The 21,617-nt window shown below is 72.7% G+C and carries 15 protein-coding genes; 7 read left to right on the forward strand and 8 right to left on the reverse strand.

The genetic code is table 11. The features are described 5' to 3' along the window. Positions 1 to 156: 156 nt before the first annotated feature. On the forward strand, positions 157 to 735 hold the full coding sequence (locus tag ABT354_RS04000; protein ID WP_351488629.1) for a DUF1203 domain-containing protein: 579 nt from the start codon (positions 157 to 159) through the stop codon (positions 733 to 735). A gap of 43 nt (positions 736 to 778) precedes the next feature. Here ABT354_RS04000 and ABT354_RS04005 read toward each other — a convergent pair whose 3' ends face one another. Continuing rightward, complete coding sequence (locus ABT354_RS04005; RefSeq protein WP_351488631.1) at positions 779 to 1,717, reverse strand: LysR family transcriptional regulator; 939 nt, start codon at positions 1,715 to 1,717, stop codon at positions 779 to 781. 110 nt (positions 1,718 to 1,827) lie between these two features. Here ABT354_RS04005 and ABT354_RS04010 point away from each other — a divergent pair, with 110 nt between their 5' ends. After that, a complete protein-coding gene (locus ABT354_RS04010; RefSeq protein WP_351488634.1) occupies positions 1,828 to 3,096 on the forward strand; it encodes an MFS transporter in 1,269 nt (422 codons plus the stop codon). A gap of 85 nt (positions 3,097 to 3,181) precedes the next feature. On the opposite strand, the gene ABT354_RS04015 is transcribed toward ABT354_RS04010, so the two are convergent. The 3 genes from ABT354_RS04015 to pepN form a co-directional block, all read right to left on the reverse strand. Next, complete coding sequence (locus ABT354_RS04015; protein ID WP_351488637.1) at positions 3,182 to 4,219, reverse strand: aspartate-semialdehyde dehydrogenase; 1,038 nt, start codon at positions 4,217 to 4,219, stop codon at positions 3,182 to 3,184. A 201-nt stretch (positions 4,220 to 4,420) separates the two neighbouring features. Continuing rightward, positions 4,421 to 7,747 (reverse strand): S8 family serine peptidase, encoded by a 3,327-nt coding sequence (locus tag ABT354_RS04020; RefSeq protein WP_351488640.1) that lies wholly within the window; start codon positions 7,745 to 7,747, stop codon positions 4,421 to 4,423. 862 nt (positions 7,748 to 8,609) lie between these two features. Further along, a complete protein-coding gene (gene pepN, locus ABT354_RS04025; protein WP_351488643.1) occupies positions 8,610 to 11,234 on the reverse strand; it encodes an aminopeptidase N in 2,625 nt (874 codons plus the stop codon). Between the two features lie 181 nt (positions 11,235 to 11,415). Here pepN and ABT354_RS04030 point away from each other — a divergent pair, with 181 nt between their 5' ends. Then, positions 11,416 to 12,063 (forward strand): mycothiol-dependent nitroreductase Rv2466c family protein, encoded by a 648-nt coding sequence (locus ABT354_RS04030; protein ID WP_351488646.1) that lies wholly within the window; start codon positions 11,416 to 11,418, stop codon positions 12,061 to 12,063. A gap of 209 nt (positions 12,064 to 12,272) precedes the next feature. Here the strand turns inward: ABT354_RS04030 and ABT354_RS04035 are convergent, their stop codons facing one another. The 3 genes from ABT354_RS04035 to ABT354_RS04045 all read right to left on the reverse strand — a co-directional run bounded on the left by ABT354_RS04035 (position 12,273) and on the right by ABT354_RS04045 (position 15,810). Next, positions 12,273 to 12,908: a superoxide dismutase gene (locus tag ABT354_RS04035; protein WP_351488649.1), complete on the reverse strand. Its 636-nt coding sequence runs from the start codon at positions 12,906 to 12,908 to the stop codon at positions 12,273 to 12,275. A gap of 242 nt (positions 12,909 to 13,150) precedes the next feature. Continuing rightward, positions 13,151 to 14,578: an FGGY family carbohydrate kinase gene (locus tag ABT354_RS04040; RefSeq protein ID WP_502983314.1), complete on the reverse strand. Its 1,428-nt coding sequence runs from the start codon at positions 14,576 to 14,578 to the stop codon at positions 13,151 to 13,153. Positions 14,579 to 14,799: 221 nt separating this feature from the next. Next, positions 14,800 to 15,810 (reverse strand): NAD(P)-dependent oxidoreductase, encoded by a 1,011-nt coding sequence (locus tag ABT354_RS04045; protein ID WP_351488654.1) that lies wholly within the window; start codon positions 15,808 to 15,810, stop codon positions 14,800 to 14,802. A gap of 385 nt (positions 15,811 to 16,195) precedes the next feature. Here ABT354_RS04045 and ABT354_RS04050 point away from each other — a divergent pair, with 385 nt between their 5' ends. The 3 genes from ABT354_RS04050 (at position 16,196) to ABT354_RS04060 (ending at position 19,066) form a co-directional block, all read left to right on the forward strand. Further along, positions 16,196 to 17,560, forward strand: coding sequence for an FGGY-family carbohydrate kinase (locus ABT354_RS04050; protein ID WP_351488656.1), 1,365 nt, complete (start codon positions 16,196 to 16,198; stop codon positions 17,558 to 17,560). Between the two features lie 104 nt (positions 17,561 to 17,664). After that, positions 17,665 to 18,303 (forward strand): histidine phosphatase family protein, encoded by a 639-nt coding sequence (locus tag ABT354_RS04055; RefSeq protein WP_351488659.1) that lies wholly within the window; start codon positions 17,665 to 17,667, stop codon positions 18,301 to 18,303. Positions 18,304 to 18,379: 76 nt separating this feature from the next. Further along, complete coding sequence (locus ABT354_RS04060; protein ID WP_351488662.1) at positions 18,380 to 19,066, forward strand: hypothetical protein; 687 nt, start codon at positions 18,380 to 18,382, stop codon at positions 19,064 to 19,066. A gap of 83 nt (positions 19,067 to 19,149) precedes the next feature. On the opposite strand, the gene ABT354_RS04065 is transcribed toward ABT354_RS04060, so the two are convergent. Continuing rightward, positions 19,150 to 20,580: an amino acid permease gene (locus ABT354_RS04065; RefSeq protein ID WP_351488665.1), complete on the reverse strand. Its 1,431-nt coding sequence runs from the start codon at positions 20,578 to 20,580 to the stop codon at positions 19,150 to 19,152. Between the two features lie 399 nt (positions 20,581 to 20,979). On the opposite strand from ABT354_RS04065, the gene ABT354_RS04070 reads away from it, so the two are divergent. Beyond that, entirely contained in the window at positions 20,980 to 21,564 is a 585-nt protein-coding gene (locus ABT354_RS04070) for a biotin transporter BioY (protein ID WP_351488668.1), read from the forward strand. Positions 21,565 to 21,617: the final 53 nt, after the last annotated feature.

Below are 21,617 nucleotides of genomic sequence, written 5' to 3' on the forward strand. Positions count from 1 at the left end.
GCTGTCATCTCCTCGTTCATGACGTACTTCGTCAGATTTGCCGCCATCCTTCCACGGCGGGCGGCGGGGGCGCGCGCCGGTATTTGCCCGGCTCGCCGGGGGTGCGAGGTCCGAAACCCGCCGGAGCCCCGGACGGCCCACGGGCAGGCTGGGCCCATGACCGACACCATCACCCCGGCACACCACGCCCGGCCCGCCGCCCTCCGGTACCGGGCCCTCCCCATCGACCCCGCCGTCCTGGACGGGCTGCGGACCACCGACGACGCCGGACGGCCCTGCCTCCCGTACACCGTCACCGAGGAGGGGGCCCCGCTCCGCTGCTGTCTGCGGCGCGCCCGGGTGGGGGAGTCCATCGCCCTGGTCTCCTACGCCCCGCTGCGCCGCTGGGCCGCCGAGCGGGGGGTGGTGCCGGGGGCCTATGACGAGCAGGGGCCCGTCTTCATCCATGGGGCGAGGTGCGGAGGCCCGGCCTCCGGACCCTTCCCGGGCTCCTCCTCCGGACCCTTCCCGGGGCCGGCGGAGCACCTCTTCGTCCGGGAGGGTGTGCTGCGGACCGTACGCCGTTACGACGGCGAGGGGCGGATCGCCGGGGGCCGGATGGTGGAGTTCACCGAGGACGCGGTGGCCGATCTCGACCGGGCGCTGGACGAGGCCTTCGCCGACCCGGCGGTGGCCGTGGCCCATGTCAGGGCGGTGGAGTACGGCTGCTTCCTCTTCGAGGTCCGCCGGCCGTGAGCGACGGTCCCGTCCGTGGGTGCCGCGCCCGCCGGGCTCCGGCTCACCGGGTCTCCGGTACGGGCGCTGCCCCGGTCGCCGCCGCCGCTCCGGTGACGGCCGCTGCCCCGGAGACCGCCACCGCTCCGGTGACGGCCGCCGCGAACTCCCGGGCCAGGGCCGTGCCCTCGCCCCGCCGCCAGATCACCCCGAGCGAGGTCGGCGGCAGCCCGTCCACCGGCACGAAGACCAGACCGGGCCGTGCGTAGTACTCGGCGGCGGGCCGGCAGAGCAGCATCGTGCCCAGCCCGGCGGCGACCAGCGTCAGCCCCTCCTGGAGGGTGCTGACCTCGGGCCCGTCCCGGTGACCCGGTGCCTGCGCCAGGCGCCAGTACTCCGGGGCCGGGCCCGCCGGGGCGATCAGCCCGGCCTCGGTCAGCTCCCCGGCGGGCACCGCCGGCAGGGTCGTGTAGCGGTGCCCTGCCCCGACCGCGAGGGTCTGCGGCTGCCGGGAGAAGACCGCCCCCAGCTCCAGATCGGGCTCCGCCACCGGCAGGGTCACCACCGCTGTGTCCACCTCGCCCCGCCGCACCGCCCCGAAGGGATCCGCCAGCGGCAGCTCGACCACCGTGGTCACCACCCCGGGACGGTCCGTGCGAAAGGCGGTGATCGCCCGCATCATCTGCGCGTTCACCAGGCACTGGAAGCCGATCCGCAGGGTGCCGGTCCGGCCCAGCGCCGCCTCCCGCGCCGACTCGACCACCGAGGTCAGCCGCTCGTACGCCGGGCGCAGCTCGGTCAGGAACCGTTCCCCGGACGGGGTCAGCCGGACCCGCCGGCTGGTGCGGTCCACCAGCCGGGTCCCCACCCTGCGCTCCAGCGCGGCGAGCAGCTGGCTCACCCTGCTCTGGGACAGATAGAGCCGCCGGGCCGCCCGTCCGAAGTGGAGTTCGTCGGCGAGGGCGAGAAAGCACTCCAGCTCCCGTGTCTCCAGCTGACCCATGCGCCCCGGCCCCTTTCCGCCCGTCCGGGGCCCGATCGATGAGCCCCGCTCATGGAAGGCTGAGCACTTCACCGTTGTTCCCGCCCCGGGCCGGGCCGAGGCTGGAGGGCATGACCACCGATCTCTCCCGGACCCCCGCCGGACCCGAACGGACCCCGCCCGCCGGATCCGCGCCCGTGCCGCCCGTGCCCGTGCCCGGAGCCGCGCCTGCGCCCGGACCGGCGCCCGCGCCCGGCCGGGGCGCCGCCGTCCTCGCCACCGCCGGGGCCACCTTCACCGTCGTCACCTCCGAGATGCTGCCCGTGGGACTGCTCAGCCCCATGGCCGCCGGACTCGGTGTCTCCGAGGGCGCGGTGGGCCTCACGGTCACCCTCCCCGGGCTGATCGCCGCCGTCACCTCGCTGCTGCTGCCCACCCTCGCGGGCCGCGCCGACCGCCGCACCCTGCTCTGCGGGCTGCTGCTGGTCCTCGCCGCCGCCAACGCGCTCTCCGCGCTCGCCCCCGGTTTCGGGGTGCTGCTCGCCGCCCGGCTGCTCGTCGGTGTCTGTGTCGGCGGGGTCTGGGCGCTCGCCGCCGGGGTCACCCACCGGCTGGTCCCGCCCGAGGGGGCGGGGCGGGCCATCGCCGTCGTGTTCAGCGGGATAGCCATCGCCTCGGTCCTGGGTGTCCCGGGTGGCGCGCTCATCGGTGAGCTGGCCGGGTGGCGCTGGGCCTTCGCGGCCGCCGCCGTGCTCGCCCTCACCGTCGCCGTGCTCCTCGCGGTCCTGCTGCCGCCGCTCCCGGCCGGGCGGACCGTCCGTCCCCGGGAGGTGGTGGCCCTGCTGGCCCGTCCGTCGGTACGGAGCGGACTGGCCGTGGTGGTCGCGCTGGTGACCGGGCACTTCGCCGCGTACACCTATGTCCGTCCGGCGCTGGAGCGGGTCGACGGGGTGGCGTCCGGGGCGATCGGCGGACTGCTGCTGCTCTACGGGGTCGCGGGGATCGCCGGGAACTTCCTGGGCGGCGCCCAGGCCGCGCGCTCACCGCGCCGGACGCTGCTCGTCGTCTCCGCCGCGCTCGCCGTGCTCCCGGCCCTGCTCGCGGGGACCGCCGCGCTGCTCTGGCTCTCGGTGGCGCTGCTGGTGGGGTGGGGGCTGGCGTACGGGGCGGTCTCGGTCTCCGCGACCAACTGGATGCAGGCGGCGGTGCCGGACGCCCGGGAGGCGGCGTCGGGCCTCTTCTCGGGGTTCTTCAATCTGGCCATCGCGGTGGGCGCGGGGGTCGGCGGGATGGCCGTGGAGGGCTTCGGGGAGGCGGGGGCGCTGCTGCTGGGCGCCGGGCTGGCGGCGCTCGCCTTGGTCCTGGTGACGGCGGCCCGGGAGCCGGGCACCACCGGCTGAGGCCCCGGGAACGGGAGCGGGCCTGCCCCAAGGCGATCCGCCCCGGGACAGGCCCGCTCCGCCGTTCGCCGGCTCGGGCGGTGGATCAGGCGGCGGAGCCCTTCAGCTCCTCGGCCACCAGCTCCGCGATCTGCACCGCGTTCAGCGCGGCACCCTTGCGGAGGTTGTCGTTGGAGATGAAGAGCGCCAGCCCGTGCTCCACCGTCTCGTCCACCCGGATCCGGCCCACATAGGAGGCGTCCCGGCCCGCCGCCTGGAGGGGGGTCGGGATCTCGGACAGCTCCACGCCCTCGGCCCCGGCCAGCAGCTCGGTGGCGCGCGCCACGCTCAGCGGACGCTCGAAGCGGGCGTTGATCTGGAGGGAGTGGCCGGTGAAGACCGGCACCCGGACACAGGTGCCGGAGACCTTCAGCTCCGGCAGCTCCAGGATCTTGCGGGACTCGTTGCGGAGCTTGCGCTCCTCGTCGGTCTCGAAGGAGCCGTCGTCCAGCAGATTGCCCGCGAGCGGCACCACATTGAAGGCGATGGGGCGCTGGTACACGGCGGGCTCGGGGAAGTCCACGGCCCGGCCGTCGTGGGTGAGGCCGGTGGCGCCCTCGATGGTCCCCTTCACCTGGCCGTCCAGCTCCGCGACGCCGGAGAGGCCGGAGCCGGAGACGGCCTGGTAGGTGGTGGCGACCAGCGCGGCCAGACCCGCCTCCCGCGCCAGCGGCTTCAGCACCGGCATGGCGGCCATGGTGGTGCAGTTCGGGTTGGCGATGATCCCCTTGGGGCGGTCCTTGACCGCGTGCGCGTTGACCTCGGAGACGACCAGCGGCACCTCGGGGTCCATCCGCCAGGCGGAGGAGTTGTCGATCACGACGGCACCCTGTCCGGCGACCTTCTCGGCCAGCGCGCGGGAGGTGGCGCCGCCCGCCGAGAAGAGGGCGATGTCCAGACCGGAGAAGTCGGCCGTCGCGGCGTCCTCGACGGTGATCTCGCGGCCCTCCCAGGTGATGGTGGACCCGGCGGACCGTGCCGAGGCGAACAGCCGCAGCTCCTCGACCGGGAACTTCCGCTCCGCGAGGATTCCGCGCATGACTGTGCCGACCTGACCGGTGGCTCCGACGATTCCGACCCTCACGGACGTCTCCTTCGTACCTGTTCGTACTGATTTCGGTGGCGGGGTGCCGCTCCATGATGCGTATGTCCCCGGCCGGGTTGTCCAGTCCATTGTCCAAGGGGCGGAACGTGTGACACGCCTCATGCCCGACGCGGGCGCCCCCGGGTACGGCGAAGGGGGCGCCCGCCGGACCGGCGGACGCCCCCTCTCACCTCAGGGAGGCTACGGCGTGACCTTCTCGATCACGGCGCTGCCCGCGCCCGCGGTGGTGCCGCGCGCGTTCTCCAGCCGGGCCTCGCCGAAGAACTGACGTCCCTCGGGAGCCGCACCGGCCACCACGACCTCGGCGGTGACCTGCGTCGACTCACCGTGGCCCAGCTTGACGGCCGCGTTGCCCGGGACATCGATCCGGCCCAGCGCGGGCGTGAAGTAGACATCGCGGTAGTCGTACGCGGTGCCGCCCGCGGCCACGTCGTACCCGATCACCTGGAAGGTGTAGGTACCGGCGGCCGGACGGGTCAGGCTGACGGCCTCCTCGGAGTCGCCGTCCGCGGAGGAGCCCACCCGGACACCGTTGCGGAGGACCACCAGGTCGAGGTCGGCGTTGGCGTCGGAGACATTGCCGATGGCGACGTCGAGACGCTCGACACCCTCACCGATGACGGTCGTGGTCCGCCGGACCTCGCCCATCTGGATGGTGGGGCGGTCGACCTTGGCCGAGCCGAGCGAACCGCCGGCCAGCTTGCCGTCGACGGTGGCGCCGTTGTTGGTCACCTTCCACTGGACCGGGGCCGGGGTGCCGATCTTGGCCTCGGGGATGGTCTGGACGGCCGGGTCGAAGTCGGCGCCCAGCACGGTGATGTCCAGCTTGAACGGGTTGTCCAGCAGCGGCGAGGTACGGCGCGACTCGACCTCGATCTCCCAGACACCCGGCGCCGGGTTCTGGTACGACCGCAGGTCGGGGCGGCAGGTGTTCGCCGGGTTGTAGTGCGGGTAGCAGTAGATCGTGGCGCTGTCCTCCATCTGCACCCCGTACGGGTGGAGGGAGATGAACCGCGTCTGGCTGTTCTGCGCGAGCCCGCCCAGCGCGACCTCCAGCGTCTTCGCGCCCTCGGGCACGGTGACGAAGTACGAGGTGTGGCTGTTGCGCTGCACCGTGCTCTCGGCGGAGAAGGTGTAGCCGGGAGCGGCCAGCGGGGTGGAGACCACCACGGTCGACAGGATCTGCTTGTCGACGCCCTCGGTGCGCGGGTCGTCCGCCTGGAGGATGGCGCTGTGGACACCGGCGGTCTTCGCCCGCGCCTGCACCGTGACGGTGACCGGCTGGTTCAGCGGCAGCCGGACCCGGTCGCCGTTCAGCAGCCGGAAGGTGCCGTCGTTGTACTTCCAGCTCAGGTTGTGCCAGAGCGCGCCCTTGGGACCGGAGGTACGGGTGACGGTGATGTCGTACGTACGCGACTTGTTGACCTTGAGGCCACCCTCGCGGTCATAGAGACCGGTGCCGAAGCCGGGCGTCTTCAGCGCCTCGTCGATGGCGGTGTCCACCGGGGCCTTGACGTTGTACTCGTGCGCCTTGGCACCGTTGCGGACCGAGTCCCAGGCATCCACGATGTCGATCAGACCGGCGCCCTGCTCATGCGCCTTGGTCCCGCTGATCTTCTTCGCGGTGGAGGTCAGCGCGGTGCGCAGCTTCGCCGGGGTCAGGTCGATCCCGCGCTGCTTCGCCGCCGACAGCAACAGCGCGGAGGCGCCCGCGACCTGCGGCGAGGACATCGAGGTGCCCTGCATCATCGAGTAGCCGGGCGGCAGCTCGTAGCCCGCCTCGGCGACCGGGCCACCCTTCGACCAGGTCTGGGTGGTGTTGATCGCCGCACCCGGGCCGGTGATGGTCGGCGTGAAGCCGCCGTCCTCACGCGGACCCCGGGAGGAGAACGGGATCATCGCGTACTTCTTGGTGACGCCGGAGCCGTAGTTGGCGGCCCAGGTCTCCTTGCTGATGGCCGCGCCGACCGAGATCGCCTTGTCGGCCACGCCCGGGTCGCCGATGGTGTTGACGCCGGGGCCGTCGTTGCCCGCGGAGATCACCAGCTGGACGCCGTAGAGGTCGATGAGCCGGCTGTACATCGCCGCGCGGACGTTGTTGCCGTCGTTCAGCGCCGGCAGACCGCCGATGGAGATGTTGACGATGTCGACACCGCGCTCGATGACCAGGTCGGCCAGACCCTCGGTCAGGGCGACATTGGTGCAGCCGCCGCTCCAGGTGCAGGCGCGCGAGGAGACCAGCTTGGCGCCGGGGGCGGCACCGTTCATCTTGCCGCCGAAGAGGCTGTTGGCGGCGGTGATGCCCGCGACATGGGAGCCGTGGGAGCCCTCGATGATGCCGAGGTTGACGAAGTCGGCCTTGGCGCCGGCGGCGTTGTGGACGACGTCCTCACGGACCTCGATGACAAAGGGGATCCGCTCGGCGACCGGGGTCGACGGGTCGTCCTTGCCGAAGTAGCCGAGCTGGTGGCCGTTGCGGAACGGCTTCATCACCTTGTCGTTGCGGAAGTTCGCGTCGTTGTTGAGGTCGACGCGGGCCGTCCGGGTCTGCCCGTCGTACAGCACGCCCCAGCTGTCGGTGGTGTCACCGTCGCGGTTGAGGTCGCCCGCCATGTCGCCACCGAGGGTGGCGCGCTCCTGGAAGACGGCGAAGGTGTAGAAGTCGCCGTCGGGGGCGGTGTAGGTGCGGCCCCCGGCGGTGAAGGAACCGCCGCTGACGGCCTGGTCCATCCGCAGCCAGGTGCCGTCGCCGTCCACGACCGGGTCGGTCGCGGTCACCCAGTCGACGATCTTCCGCTCACCGGTGGTGGTCTTCTGGAGCGCGGGGTGGGCCGGGTCGACGCCCGAGTCCAGGATGCCGATGGTGATACCCCGGCCGTCGGCCTTGGGGTTCTCCTTGACGAACTGCACCGCACCGGTCTCGAAGGACGGGTTGTACGGGTTCTTCGCCGGGGTGTCCTTGCCGGGGGCCGGGTACGCCTGGGCCTGCTTGGCCGCGGTGCGCGCCGCCTTGGAGCGGTCGCCGCCCGGGGACGGGTCCTCCCGCTTGACCTCGTGCTTGAGGTCGATGCCCTGGACCGTGCTCAGCTTGGCCGCGGAGAGCAGCGCGGACTTCGCGCGCTTGGTGGGGATGGTGGCCCGCACATAGCCGAGGCGGTCGTAGGTCTTGCCCACGATCGTGCCCTCGACGGCGTCGAGCTGCTGGGCGACCTGCTCGGTCTCGCCGGGCTTGGTGGCGACGATGACCGTGACGGTCTTGTCGCCCTCGGCCTGGGCCTCGGCGAGCAGCTCCTCGTCGGCCGCGCCGAGCTTCTCGGAGGTCTGCGCGGTCTTGGCGCCGGCGTCGATCCGCGGGTCGTCGCCCGGGCCGTCGGCGAAGGCCGGCACGGTGCCGCCGGCGACCAGCGCGGCCACCATCGAGGCCGCCGCCGCGACGCGGGCGGCGCGTCTGCGGCCTGCGGTGGAGCGCCCGGATATGGAGCGCGGGGAATCGAGGGTCATCAGCATCCCTGGTTGTGAAAAAGAGACGGGTTCCCTGGTGGTGCGGTCAGTCCGGAATTCGGTGCCGGATGACCGCTCAGCCTTACGTACCGGACAGGGGTTTGTGGAGAGGTGGCGAAGACCTGATGGGTACATGGCATGGATCCGCCACCGTGGACAATGCGCCACAGGGAACAAAGGGGTCGATAGAGACCGCAACACCTTGCACAAGAAGGGCTTTTGGGAAGTCCGGCCCCGGAAGGACGCGGGCGCCCCAGAGGAAGAGCCGTCCGCATGGCGGAAGGTTCCCGGGTCCGGGAACGGTCCTTCCTGGGGGCGCTTTTCAGCCGTGCACGCGCCGGGCGCGTGATCAGTCGGTGCCGATCCGTTGTGCGCGGTCCCCTCCATGGCCGTCCTCCGCGCCGCCCACGCGCATCCGCCCCCTCGGGGGGCCTACCCACCCGGGGCCCAGGGCCGGTACTCCTGCCGGCACCGGGCGCGACACGCGCCGGTACGTGGACGGTCCGCCCCGGGCGGGCCCATGGCCCGGCCGGTCCTGCTGTCCTGGGCGGCGGCCCGCGCGGCCCAGGACTCCCGGACGGGCCCGTGCTCCCGACGGACCCGGTCCCCGGGTGGGCGATTGTCCCGGGCGGACCCGGTGTCCCGTGCCGGCCTGGGGTGCCGCACACGCCGGGTACATGGACGGTCCGCCCCAGCTGGTCCTGGTGTCCCGGGTGGACCCGGCGCCGGACGGACCCGGTGTCCCGGGGATCCCGGGGCGTGTCAGGGGATCGGTCACGCACCTGCCCGGCGCCGGACGGACCAGGGGCCCGTGCCGCGCACGGGCCCCTGGGCACCGGTCGAGTGGGTCAGGCGACCTGACCGGAGGTCAGCCCGCGACGGCGGCCGCCTCGGCGTCACGGCGCTGTCCCCGCAGACCCCGCGCCAGGTCGTCCCGGCACTCCAGCACGATCCGGCGCAGCGCGGGCGCCGCGTCCTCGTGCGCCGCCAGCCACGCGTCCGCCGCCGCCAGCGCCCGCTCGCCCTGGAGCGAGGGGAAGAGCCCGCCGACGACATCCATCCCGATCTGGATGGACCGCTCCGCCCACACCCGCTCCACGGCCGCGAAGTACCGGTCGGTGTACGGCGCCAGCAGCTCCCGCTGCCCGGCCTGGCCGAAGCCCGAGATGGTCGCGCCCACCAGCGCGTTGGAGAGCGCGTCCGACTCCACCACCGAGGCCCACGCCGCTTCCTTGACCTCCGCCGACGGCCGTGCGGCCAGCACCCGTACCTGGTGCCGCCGCCCGGCGGCGGTGTCGTCGCGCGCCAGCTCCGCGGCGACCGCCTCCTCGTCCGCCGCGCCGTGCGCGACCAGCGGCAGCAGCAGCGCCCAGCGCAGCTCCTGGTCCACCTCCAGACCGTCGATCTTCTCGGTCCCGTCCAGCAGCCCCTTCAACAGGCCCAGCTCGGCCGGCGAACCCGCGCGCGAGGCGAGGAAACGGGCCCAGGTCAGCTGGTGCTGGCTGCCCGGCTCCGCCGCCCGCAGCTCGGCGAGGGCGCCCTCGGCGAGCAGCCGCCCGCCCCGCTCGCGCCAGTGCGGCGCCACATAGTGGGCGAGCGCCGACTCGGCCCAGGCGTGCAGCATCTGGAGCACACCGATGTCCGTCTCGCGCCCCGCGAACCGCAGCACCAGATCGATGAAGTCCCGGGCCGGCAGCAGTGCGTCCCGGGTCATGTTCCACAGCGCCGACCAGGCCAGCGCCCGCGCCAGCGGATCCCGCAGCTCCCCGAGGGAGGCCCGCAGCGTGTCCAGCGACCCCGTATCGAAACGGATCTTGCAGTAGGTCAGGTCGTCGTCGTTGACCAGCACCAGCGCGGGGCGGTCCGCCCCCGCCAGCTCCTCGACCACGGTCCGCGCACCGGTCACGTCCACCTCGGCGCGGGCATAGCGCACCAGCTCGCCGCCCTCGTGCCGGTAGAGGCCGACCGCCACCCGGTGCGGGCGCAGCTCGTCGCCGTCCTGCACCACGGCCAGCTCGCCGATGGCGCCCCGCTCGTCGTACCGCAGCTCCGGGGTGAGCGCGTTGACGCCCGCCGTCTGGAGCCAGGAGCGGGACCAGGCGGTCATGTCCCGGCCGGAGGTCTCCTCCAGCACGGAGAGCAGATCGCCGAGCCGGGTGTTCCCGTACGCGTGCCGCTTGAAGTAGCGCCGCGCGCCCTCCAGGAACGCCTCCTCGCCGACATAGGCCACCAGCTGCTTGAGGACGGAGGCGCCCTTGGCGTAGGTGATGCCGTCGAAGTTGAGCTTGGCGTCCTCCAGGTCCCGGATGTCGGCGGTGACCGGGTGGGTGGAGGGCAGCTGGTCCGCCCGGTACGCCCAGGCCTTGCGGTTGTTGGCGAAGGTGATCCAGCCGTTGGTGAAGCGGGTCGCGCCGACCATCGCGTACGAGCCCATGAAGTCGGCGAAGGACTCCTTGAGCCAGAGGTCGTCCCACCAGACCATGGTGACCAGGTCGCCGAACCACATATGGGCCATCTCGTGCAGGATCACATTGGCCCGGCGCTCATAGGAGGACTGGGTGACCTTGCCCCGGAAGACGAAGTCCTCGTGGAAGGTGACACACCCCGGGTTCTCCATCGCGCCGATGTTGTACTCGGGGACGAACGCCTGGTCGTACTTGCCGAAGGGGTACGGGAAGTCGAACCGGTCGTGGAAGAAGTCCAGCCCCTGGCGGGTGACGAGGAAGATGTCGTCGGCGTCGAAGTGACGGGCGAGGCTCTTGCGGCACAGGGCGCTGAGCGGGATCTCCCGTACGGTGCCGTCCGCGTCCGTCCGCCGGTAGACATCGGTCTCGCAGTGGTACGGACCGGCCACCACCGCGGTGATGTACGTGGAGATCGGCAGGGTCTCGGCGAACCGCCAGACCCCGTCCGCCCCCCGCTCGCCCGCGCTGTTGTTCCAGACCTGCCACCCCTCGGGCGCCGTCACCTCGAACCGGAAGGGCGCCTTGAGGTCGGGCTGTTCGAAGGTGGTGAAGACCCGGCGGGCATCGGCGGGCTCGTAGTGGGTGTAGAGGTAGACCTCGCCGTCCTCCGGGTCGACGAAGCGGTGCATGCCCTCGCCGGTCCGGCTGTAGGCGCACTGGGCCTCCACCACCAGGACGTTCTCCTCGGCCAGCCCCTCCAGGGCGATCCGCGACCCGTCGAAGACCGCGGCCGGGTCCAGCGCGGTCCCGTTCAGGGTCACCGAGGTGACGGCGGGGGCGATCAGATCGGCGAAGGACGAGGCGCCGGGCTCCGCGCAGCGGAAGCGGAGCGTCGTCACCGACCGGAAGGTACGGGCCCCACCGCTCTCGCCGGACCCACCGTTCTCACCGGACCCGTCGTCCCCGGCGGATCCGGCGGGGGAGTCCCCCACGGCGGACCGCAGATCGAGGGCGACCTCGTACCCCTCGACGGACAGCAGCTCCGCCCGGCGGCGGGCCTCGTCGCGGGTCAGATTCTCACCGGACACGGGCACTCCTTCATGTTTTGTGCAGCAGCGCGCTCGGGCACCGCCTCAGCAGAAGCGACAAACGCCCCGATACTCCCATGGGCGCCCCGACTCCGGAATCGGGGAATCGGCTGGTGACCGACGGTGTTGTGGTGGAGGACACAACCGCCGGGCCCCGTCGGGCCCTCCGATTGGGAGTGAGATGTCAGAGAACGGCAAGACCCCCGTCGACTTCTGGTTCGATCCGCTGTGCCCCTGGGCCTGGATGACGTCCCGCTGGGTGCTGGAGGTGGAGAAGGTCCGGGACATCGAGGTCCGCTGGCATGTCATGAGCCTTGCCGTGCTCAACGAGGACCGCCTGGACGAGCTGCCCGAGGAGTACCGCGAGGCCCTCAAGGACGCGCTGGCGCCGGTACGGGTGGTGGTGGCCGCGGGGCAGCTGCACGGGGACGAGGTGGTCGGACCGCTGTACACCGCGCTCGGGACGCGTTTCCACAACCGGGGCGAGGGCGCCACCCGGGAGGCGGTGGCCGGGGCCCTCCAGGACGTCGGACTCCCCGCCGATCTGCTCGAATACGCCGACCGCGACACCTACGACACCGAGCTGCGCGCCTCCCACCGGGAGGGCATCGAGAAGGTCGGCCAGGACGTGGGCACCCCGGTCATCGCCGTACCCGGCGCCGACGGTGAGCAGATCGCGTTCTTCGGCCCGGTCGTCACCCCCGCCCCGCAGGGCGAGGAGGCGGCGAAGCTCTGGGACGGCACCCTGCTGGTCGCCTCGGTCCCCGGCTTCTACGAGATCAAGCGCACCCGTACCCAGGGACCGGACTTCTCCAACCTGCCCGCCTGACCCGGCCGGACCACCCGGGCCCACCGGGCTGGTCCGGCTCACCGGGGGCCCACCGGGTTCCCCGCACTCCCCGGACAAGGGAAGGACCCCCGCGAGTCATGTCCTCGCGGGGGTCCTTCTCTCATTCCGTCCGCGCGTGAAAGGTGAGAAGACGATCACGAGCAGGACGACCGCGGGGGCCGCGCGCCCGGGGGCACGCGGCCCGTCCGTCACGGGGCGATCAGCGGGGTGCGCTCCTTGGCCTGGGCGTAGCGCTTGGCCACGTCCTGCCAGTTGACGACCTTCCACATGGCGTCGATGAAGTCCACCTTCTGGTTCTTGTACTGAAGGTAGAAGGCGTGCTCCCAGGCGTCGAAGACCAGGATCGGCACCGAGCCCTGGCCGACATTGCCCTGGTGGTCGTAGACCTGCTCCACGATCAGACGGCGGCTGACCGGCTCGTACGCGAGCACACCCCAGCCGGAGCCCTGGGTGGTGGCGGACGCCTTGGTCAGCTGGGACTTGAACTTGGCGAAGGAGCCGAACGACTCGGCGATGGCGTCCGCCAGCTCCCCCACGCCGTCCTTGTCCAGCGGCTCGCCGCCGCCGTCGCCGGTCATGTTGTGCCAGTAGATGCTGTGGAGGATATGGCCGGAGAGATGGAACGCGAGGTTCTTCTCCAGGCCGTTGATCGACCCCCACTGCTCCTTGTCGCGGGCCTCCGCCAGCTGCTCCAGGGTGTCGTTGGCGCCCTTCACATACGCGGCGTGGTGCTTGTCGTGGTGCAGCTCGACGATCTGCGGGTCGATGACCGGCTCAAGCTCGGTGTAGTCGTACGGCAGATCAGGAAGCGTGTAGATGGCCATGGTCCGGTCCCTCCGACTGCTTATTGCGCATCCTTCGCATCTGCACGTTAGCAGTAGGAGAGAACCATTGGTGATCAGGCGTTGGACCTAGGCCGGTCGTCGGACCCGGATGGGCCGCAAGAGGGAGAAACCGCCGGTCAGCGGGTTAGGGAAGGCTTTCCTTCCTTTCTTTCGACGGGGGTTGGCCGGCCGGTTCCGGCGGTCCTCGGGGGCTCCCGGGAGCGCGGGCGGGGAGGCCGTGCTCAGCTCGCGCGGGCCCGTTCGCGGGCAGCGGTCAGCCGCTCCAGATGGTCCGTGTACGCGCCGGTGTAGAACGCGGCCCGCGCCGGGTCCGGTTCGACCACCGCCGTCGGCGCGGTCCACGCGGCCACGTCCAGCTCCCGGTCGTGCCGCCGGGCCGAGGCCAGGACGGCGCCCCGGGCCCCCACCTCGCCCTCCACGATCCGCAGCGGCCTGCCCAGCACATCCGCGAACAGCCGCATCCAGGCGGAGGAGCGCGTACCGCCCCCGCAGATCGCCAGCGAACCGGTGAGCCCCGCCGCCTCCAGACAGTGCCGGGCCGCGAAGCCGATGCCCTCACAGGTGGCACGGACCAGATCCGCGGTGGTCGTCTCCAGCGAGACCCCCGTCAGCTCGGCCCGCAGCCGGGGCTCCACAAAGGGCGCCCGCTCCCCGGACGGCGCGAAGTAGGGAAGCACCCGCACCCCGTGGGAGCCGGGCGGTACGGAGTCCAGCAGCCCGTCGACCGCGTCGTGCGCCACACCCGTGGTGCGCAGCACCCAGTCCAGTGCCGCGGTGCCGACCATCGCGGGCATCGCCCGCAGCCAGTGCCCCGCCCGGTCGGTGGAGATGTGCAGCCCGGCGGGCTCCCCCTCCAGATCCAGCTTCCGGACCGACACCAGCGAGGCCAGACAGGTGCCCACGATCAGCAGCCCGTCGCCGGGCTCGGTGACCCCCGCGCCCAGCGCACAGGCCGGCAGGTCATAGGGGCCGTTGGCGATCGGCACCCCCGCCAGCGGGGAGCCGTCGGCCACCGCCCCCACCGCGATCGGATCGCTGATCCGGGGCAGCAGCCCGCGCCGGTGACCCAGGCCCAGCGCCTCCAGCACCCCGTCGTCATAGGCCCGGGTGCGCGGGTCCAGGAAGGGCATCGAGGCATCCGACACATCCGTGGCCCGCACCCCGGTCAGCCGCTGGAAGACCATGTCCTTGCAGTAGACGGCCGAGGCGGCGGCGTCCAGCGCGGCGGGCTCGTGCCGGTCCAGCCAGGCCAGCACCGGCCCCGGACACCCCGGGAACATGGCGCTCCCGGTGCGCCGGAAGACCGACTCCACCACCCCCGACCCCTGCCAGCTGTCGACCAGGTCGTTCGCCCGGCCGTCCATCCAGGAGACGGCGGCACGCACCGGCCGGCCCGTCTCGTCCACCAGCCAGACCCCGTCGCCCTGACCGGTCAGACCGATCAGCTCGACGGGGCCCGGGACCGCCGCCGAGAGCGCGGCCAGCACCTCCGTCACCGCGCGGTACACCTCGTCCATGTCCTGCTCGGCCCGCCCTTCCCGCAGGGCGAGCGCGACCGGCCGCGACTCGATGTGCAGGGATTTCCCCCGCTCGTCGAAGGCGGCTGCCTTGACCATGGATGTGCCCGCGTCGATCCCGATGTACGTCACCACTGTCGACACTCCTCGTCGGATGGGGGAGAACGCCGGATGGGGGAGAACCCCGGGAGAACCGGGGGTACGGAGCTGTGGGCCCGCGCAGCTGTGGAGTTACGGGGGTTGTGGGCCTGCGGAGCCGTGGTGTTACGGGGGTGTGGTGTTACGGGGCGGTGGGCTCGGGGAGGTACGGGGCCGGGGCGGCACGAGGGCATGGAGCCGGTGGGCGGGCGGTGTCACACCGCGTGGGCCGGCGGCTCGCCCCGGGCATACCGCCCGACCTCCGCCGCCGCGATCTCCGCCGCCTTGCGGGCCACCGCCCGCGACGCCCCCGCCACATGCGGGGTGAGCACCAGATTCGGCGTCGTCAGCAGCCGGGAGTCCCCCGGAAGCGGCTCCTCCTCATAGGTGTCGAGGGCCGCCCCCGCGAGATGCCCGCTGTCCAGCGCGTCACAGAGCGCCGCCGTGTCCAGGAGCCCGCCGCGCGCCGCGTTCACCACCACCGCGCCCTTGGGCAGCAGCGCCAGCTGGGCCGCGCCGATCATCCCCCGGTTCTCCGGGGTGAGCCGGGCGTGCAGGGTCAGCACCCGCGACCGGGTCAGCAGCGCCTCCAGCGACTTCGCCCGCATCCCGTGCACATCGCCGCGCACATACGGGTCGTACACCTCCACCTCCGCGCCGAAGGCGCTGAGCACCCGGGCGACCCGGCTGCCGACCGCCCCGTACCCCACCAGACCGACGGGGGTGTCCTCCAGCTCCAGACCGGCATGCTCATAGGTGTAGTACGAGCCGTCCCAGGCGCCCTCCAGCGCCAGCGAGGCATGGGCCTGGGGGATCCGGCGCAGCGCCGAGAGGATCAGCCCCACGGTGAACTCGGCCGTCGACGCGGCATTGCGCCCCGGCGCGTAACACACCCGTACGCCCCGGGCGCGCGCCGCCGCCGCGTTGACATTGACCGGTCCGCCCCGGCAGACCGCGATCAGCCGCAGCGCGGGTGACGCGGCGAGCACCCGGTCGGTGAAGGGCGCCATCTGGGTGACACAGACCTCCACCCCGTCCAGCGCCTTGATCAGCTCGTCCTCGGCGTCGCTCGCCTCCGCCACCTCGGCCACCGGGCCGAACGGCTCCAGCGGCCACGGCAGGGTCAGCTCGGTCAGCTCCACCGCCGTCCCGGGGAGCGCGCGGTGCAGGGCGGCGGCGATCAGGGAGTTGCGTACGAAGTGGTCACCGGCAGCCAGGATTCTCATCTCGTTCCTCCGCGTCGTCGTCGGCCCGGGAACCGGCTGGAGCACCTCGCTCATCCGCCGTCCGGGCCTGCTGGGGAAGTCTCCGCTCCCGGCCCGCCCCCGCACCCCGGGGCGCGCCCGGGACGGTACGGCCGCCGCACCGCCGGGGCACCCGGCACTCCGGGAAAGGGGGAGCGCAGCGGATCGTAGTGGGCACCGGGACCCGATTCGGGGAGGCACCCGGTGTTCGACCGGTGTCGGGCGGCGGGTCCGCACATGGCAACAGAGCCTGGGGCAGGGGACCTGGAGCGTCAATCCTCCGCGCAGGGGGTTTCTCCCGGGGTGGCGTGAGAACGTCTGAAGGAGCGTGCGCCGGGCACCGGCGCATCCGAGGGAGGGAGCCGTCATGTGGATGGGGATCGACCTGGGCACCCAGAGCGTGCGGGCGCTGCTCGCCGACGACGAGGGCACCGTCGTCGGCAGTGGGTCCGCGCCGCTCACCGGCCGGCGGGCGGGCCCCGTCCACGAACAGTCGCCCGACGACTGGTGGACGGCGACCGTCACCGCCGTCCGCGCGGCGCTGGCCGGGGGCGACCGCCCGCGCGCGCTCGCCGTCTGCGCCACCTCCGGCACCGTGGTCCTCGCCGACGACCGGGGCCGCGCCCGGAGCCCGGCCGTGATGTACGACGACGGCCGGGCACCCGGCCGGGGCCCCGGCCGCGCCCGGCTGCTCCACCGCCTGTACGGCCCCGGGCTGATCCTGCATCAGGCCGATCTGATCACCGCCCGGCTCGCGGGCCGCCCGCTGCCCACGGATTCCAGCCATGCCCTCAAGACCGGATACGACCCCCTCGGCGGTGCCTGGACCGGCCCCGAGGAGCCGGGTCTGCCGGCGGTGGTGCGCCCCGGGACCGTCATCGGCGAGGTGGACCGCGCCGCCGCCGGGGAGACCGGCATCCCCGCCGGGACCCCCCTGGTCGCCGGGATGACCGACGGCTGCGCCGCCCAGATCGCCTCCGGCTCGCTCACCGTCGGCTCCTGGAACTCCGTCCTCGGGACCACCCTGGTGCTCAAGGGGGTCACCGCCGAACCGCCGCGCGACCCGGACGGCGTCGTCTACAGCCATCTCTCGCCGGACGGCCACTGGCTTCCCGGCGGCGCCTCCAATGTCGGCGCGGGGGCGCTCACCGCCGCCTTCCCGGGCGTGGACCCGGCCGCGCTCGACACCCTGGCGGCCGCCCATGAGCCCGCCGGGGCGCTCGCCTATCCGCTCACCGGCCGGGGCGAGCGCTTCCCCTTCGCCGCCCCCGACGCCACCGCGCTGCTGCTGGGCACCCCGGTGTCACGCGCCGACCACTGGGCCGCCCTGCTCCAGGGCGTGGCCTTCGCCGAACGGCTCTGTCTGGACCATCTGGACCTCATCGGCGCCCCCGTCGACGGGCCCCTCACCTTCACCGGGGGAGCGGTCCGCAGCGCCTACTGGACCCGGCTGCGCGCCGGGATCCTGGGCCGTACGGTCCGCGTCCCCGAGGTGAGCGAACCGGCCCTCGGCATGGCCGTACTGGCCGCCCTGGGGGCGGGGGCCGCGCCCTCGCTCGCGGCGGCGGCCGGACGGATGGTACGACCCGGCAGAACGGTGGTCCCTGAACACACCGACCGGTTCACCGAGCCGTATCTGGCCCTGGTGGCCGAACTCGAACGGCGCGGCTGGCTGCCGTCGGCGACCGCCGCGCATGCCCGCGCCCGAGCGGAACGCCCCGATGCGTCCTGACCCGTACCGCACCGATTCGTTCTGGTCCGTTCTGCTCCATCCTCCTCCATCCTGATCCACAACGCCCTGTGCAGCTGTCCCCACCGACCCCTGGGAGTCCCCTCATGACCGCGCGTCTGCTGCTGGCCCGGCACGGCCGGACCGTCTGGCACGCCGAGAACCGCTATGCGGGGATCAGCGATGTCGCCCTCACTCCCGAGGGCCGCGCTCAGGCGGACCGGCTCGGCGCCTGGGCCGGGCGCAACCCCGTGGACGCCGTCTGGACCTCGACCCTCTCCCGTGCCACGGAGACCGCCGCCCCGGCCTGCGCGGCCCTGGGACTGATCCCGCACCGCGATCCTGAGCTGCGCGAATGCGACTTCGGCACGGTCGAGGGCCGCCCGCTGAAGGAGTACGCGGCCGAGGACCCCGAGGCCGCCGCCGCCTTTGTCCGGGACCCCGTCGCCCACCCCTTCCCCGGCGCCGAGGACCCGCGCGCCGCCGCCGCCCGGGGCTCGGCGGCGCTGCGCCGGATCGCCGCCGCCCACGACGGGGAAAGCGTCCTCGTCGTCGCCCACAACACCCTGCTCCGGCTGGTCCTCTGCGAACTCCTCGGCATCCCGCTCGCCGACTACCGCCGGGTCTTCCCCCAGTTGCGGAACGCGGCGGTGAGCGAGGTCCGCCTCGACGGCGGTACGTCGCCCGCCGCGCTGCTCTCCCTCAACCTCCCCGTGGACGGCCCATCGGCTGATCGCCAGGGCTGATTGATAGTTGGTCATGGCACAATCTCGCCTCCGAACAGGGATCCGAACAGGGGTCCGACCGAGGGGCGGGTTGAGGATGGCACGGCTGGGACGCGGGCTGCCGGTGGCACTTCTGACGGGGGCGCTGCTGCTCACCGGGTGCGGCGGCGGGTCGGACGGGGATTCTGGCGGGGATACGGGGAAGAAGGCGCCGGTGTCGTCGGCGGAGCCGGTGGCGGAGAAGGCGGCCGAGGTCCCGGCGGAGCCCGCGGCGACCTCGGCGAAGCCCGCCGGTGGCGGGGCGGATCGGGAGGAGCCGACCGTCGCCGAGGTGGAGAAGGACTTCCGGGCCGCCGTACGCGGTACCGAGGGCAGGCTCCGGTTCATGGAGATGCCCGGGGAGCGGCAGGACTGTGCGGTCACCGCGGTGATCCCGCTCTCCCAGAAGCCGAAGGGGGCCGTGGACATCCAGCGGATCGCCGACCGGCTGGTGGAGCGGGGCTGGAGCCGCGGCGGCTCCGGGAAGAAGCCCCATATCGCGGAGGGCATCGCGTCGATGGTGCTGGAGCAGGGCGTCTGGGCGGTCACCCTCGCCTCCGGTCCGGTACCGGACGGGGCCGAGGCGAAGGCCGGGGGCGAGTACGCCATCGCCCTCGACGCCATCGGCGGCTGCGGCGACCCGGACCGCAAGGCGTCCGGGAAGAGCGGGACGAGCGGGAAGACGGCGAAGAAGAGCGGCGGGCAGGCACCCGCGAAGTCCGCCAAGGGGACCAAGTCCCGGTAGCGGCTCCGGGAGCTGCGCCCGGAACATGCCCGTGCCCGCACCGGAGAACCGGTGCGGGCACGTTCCCGCGGCGGCGGGGTCGCTCAGACGTCCGAGAGATCCGCCGTCGTCCGGCGGCTCGCCCGGAGCTGGCGGGCGTACCCCACCAGACAGAGGGTGAGGGTCAGCGCGCCCGAGTAGTAGAGCTGGGTACGGGTCTCCGGCTCACGGGCCATCAGCACGAAGACGGTCACCATGCCCGCCAGCGCCACATAGGTCAGCCAGGGGAAGAGCCACATCCGCACCACCAGCTTCTCCGGCGCCTCCCGCTCGGTGCGGCGGCGCAGGATCAGCTGGGAGACCGCGATGAAGAACCAGACGACCAGGATGATCGCGCCGATCATGTTCAGCAGCCACATGAAGATGTCGTCCGGCCGCCAGTAGCTGAGCAGGACACAGAGGAAGCCGAAGCCGGAGGAGACCAGGACCGCCATCCAGGGCACCCCGTTGCGGGTCCGGCCCAGCGCCTGGGGCCCCTGCCCCCGGACCACCAGGGAGCGGGACATCCGGGACGCGGCGTAGATATTGGCGTTCATCGCGGAGAGCAGCGCCACGAAGATGACCACATTCATGATCTGGGCGGCGCCGGGGATGCCCAGATGGTCCAGGGTGGCGACATACGGCCCCTGCTCGGTCACCTGGGGGTCGTCCCAGGGGACCAGGGTGACGACGACCGCCATCGAGCCGACATAGAAGATGGCGATCCGCCACATCGCGGTCCGCACCGCCCGTGCCACACCCTGCACCGGATGCTCGGACTCGGCCGCCGCGATGGTGACCGTCTCCAGACCGCCGTAGGCGAAGACGGAGGCGAGCAGACCGAAGACCAGCCCCTCGGCGCCGTTCGGCAGGAAGCCGCCCTCGCCGGTGAGGTTGGCGAGTCCGGGCGCGTCCGTGTCGGGCAGCACCCCGGTGATCGCGAGCAGGCCGATCCCCAGGAAGAGCGCGATGGCGGCGACCTTCAGCGCGGCGAACCAGAACTCGAACTCGCCGAAGTTGCGCACCGCCGCCAGATTGGCCGCGGTGAAGACCGCGGTGAAGACGGCGACCCACATCCACTCGGGCGTGCCCGGCAGCCAGCCGGTCATGATCTTCGCGGCGCCGATGCCCTCCAGGCCGACGACCACACAGAGCAGGAACCAGTAGATCCAGCCGCTGGCGAAGCCCGCCCAGGGGCCGATGGCCCGCCCGGCGTGCACCGAGAAGGTGCCCGACGCGGGGTTGGCGGCGGACAGCTCGCCGAGCATCCGCATCACCAGCATGACCAGCAGGCCGGAGAGCGTATAGGCGATGATGATCGAGGGGCCCGCCTGGGCGATACCGGCGCCGGAGCCGACGAAGAGCCCGGCACCGATGACGCCGCCGAGGGCGATCATCGAGAGATGGCGCTGTTTCAGACCGTGCGAGAGGCCCGGTGCCCCGGGGCCGCCGTCGGCGGAGGACCCGACCGGCGGGGGCGCGGAAGTCTTGGACATAGGGGTGCCCTGTTCGTCTGGCGGAGGGTGAGCGGGGGCTCCAACTGAGCATGCGCGCTGATCAGAGGGCAACGGATGTCCATGAAAAGATCACAAGCCTTACACAAAGTGCACATCCGAGCACGGTGCGAAAGCGGCCTGCGGTGCAGCAGAGTTTGTGAGAACTCTACAGCTCCCCCGTGGGCGCGATGGGTGACGGAGGTCACGCGGCCGGGTGCATGATCCGCATCTTTGTGTGATCCCCATGAATGCGCCGCCCCGGCCTTTGTCATTGGGGCAATGGTGCCCCCCGGGGCCCTGGGCTACGGTCGCTGTGTTCTGCATCGAAGTCGTCGGAGTCACCGAAGTCATCGACGTCGCACGTCACCGAGTCACCTGCCCCCTCGCCGCGGAGTCCCGATGAGTACTGCCACTGTCCTGTCCCGTCCGGGCGCCGTCCTCGCGGACCTGCTGCCCGCCTCCCGTACCCGGGACATCGCCCTGGTCGCCGGAGGTGCCGTCCTCACCGGCCTCGCGGCGCAGATAGCCGTCCCGATCCCCGGCTCCCCGGTCCCGGTCTCCGGCCAGACCTTCGCCGCCCTGCTCGTCGGCACGGCCCTCGGCGCCCGGCTCGGCTTCCTCTCCCTCGGCCTCTACGCCATCGCGGGCATGGCGGGCATGCCGTGGTTCGCCGAAGGCACCTCGGGCTGGGGGATGCCCTCCTTCGGCTACATCGTCGGCATGCTCCTTGCCTCCGCCGCCGTCGGCGCCCTGGCCCGCCGGGGCGGTGACCGCTCGATCCCGCGCACCGCCGGCACCATGGTCGTGGGCTCCGTGATCATCTACGCCGTCGGCGTGCCCTATCTCGCCCTCGCCACCGGGATGACCCTCTCCCAGGCGGTGGCCGCGGGCCTCACCCCGTTCCTGATCGGCGACGCCGTCAAGGCCGCCCTCGCGATGGGCGCCCTGCCCGCCGCCTGGAAGCTGGTCGGCCGCAAGGGCTGACGCCCGGCCCCGCTCCCTGCCACGAAGCCGCGCCCCTCGGGGGCGCGGCTTCG

Source organism: Streptomyces sp. NPDC000594 (assembly GCF_040299965.1).
GTDB lineage: Bacteria > Actinomycetota > Actinomycetes > Streptomycetales > Streptomycetaceae > Streptomyces.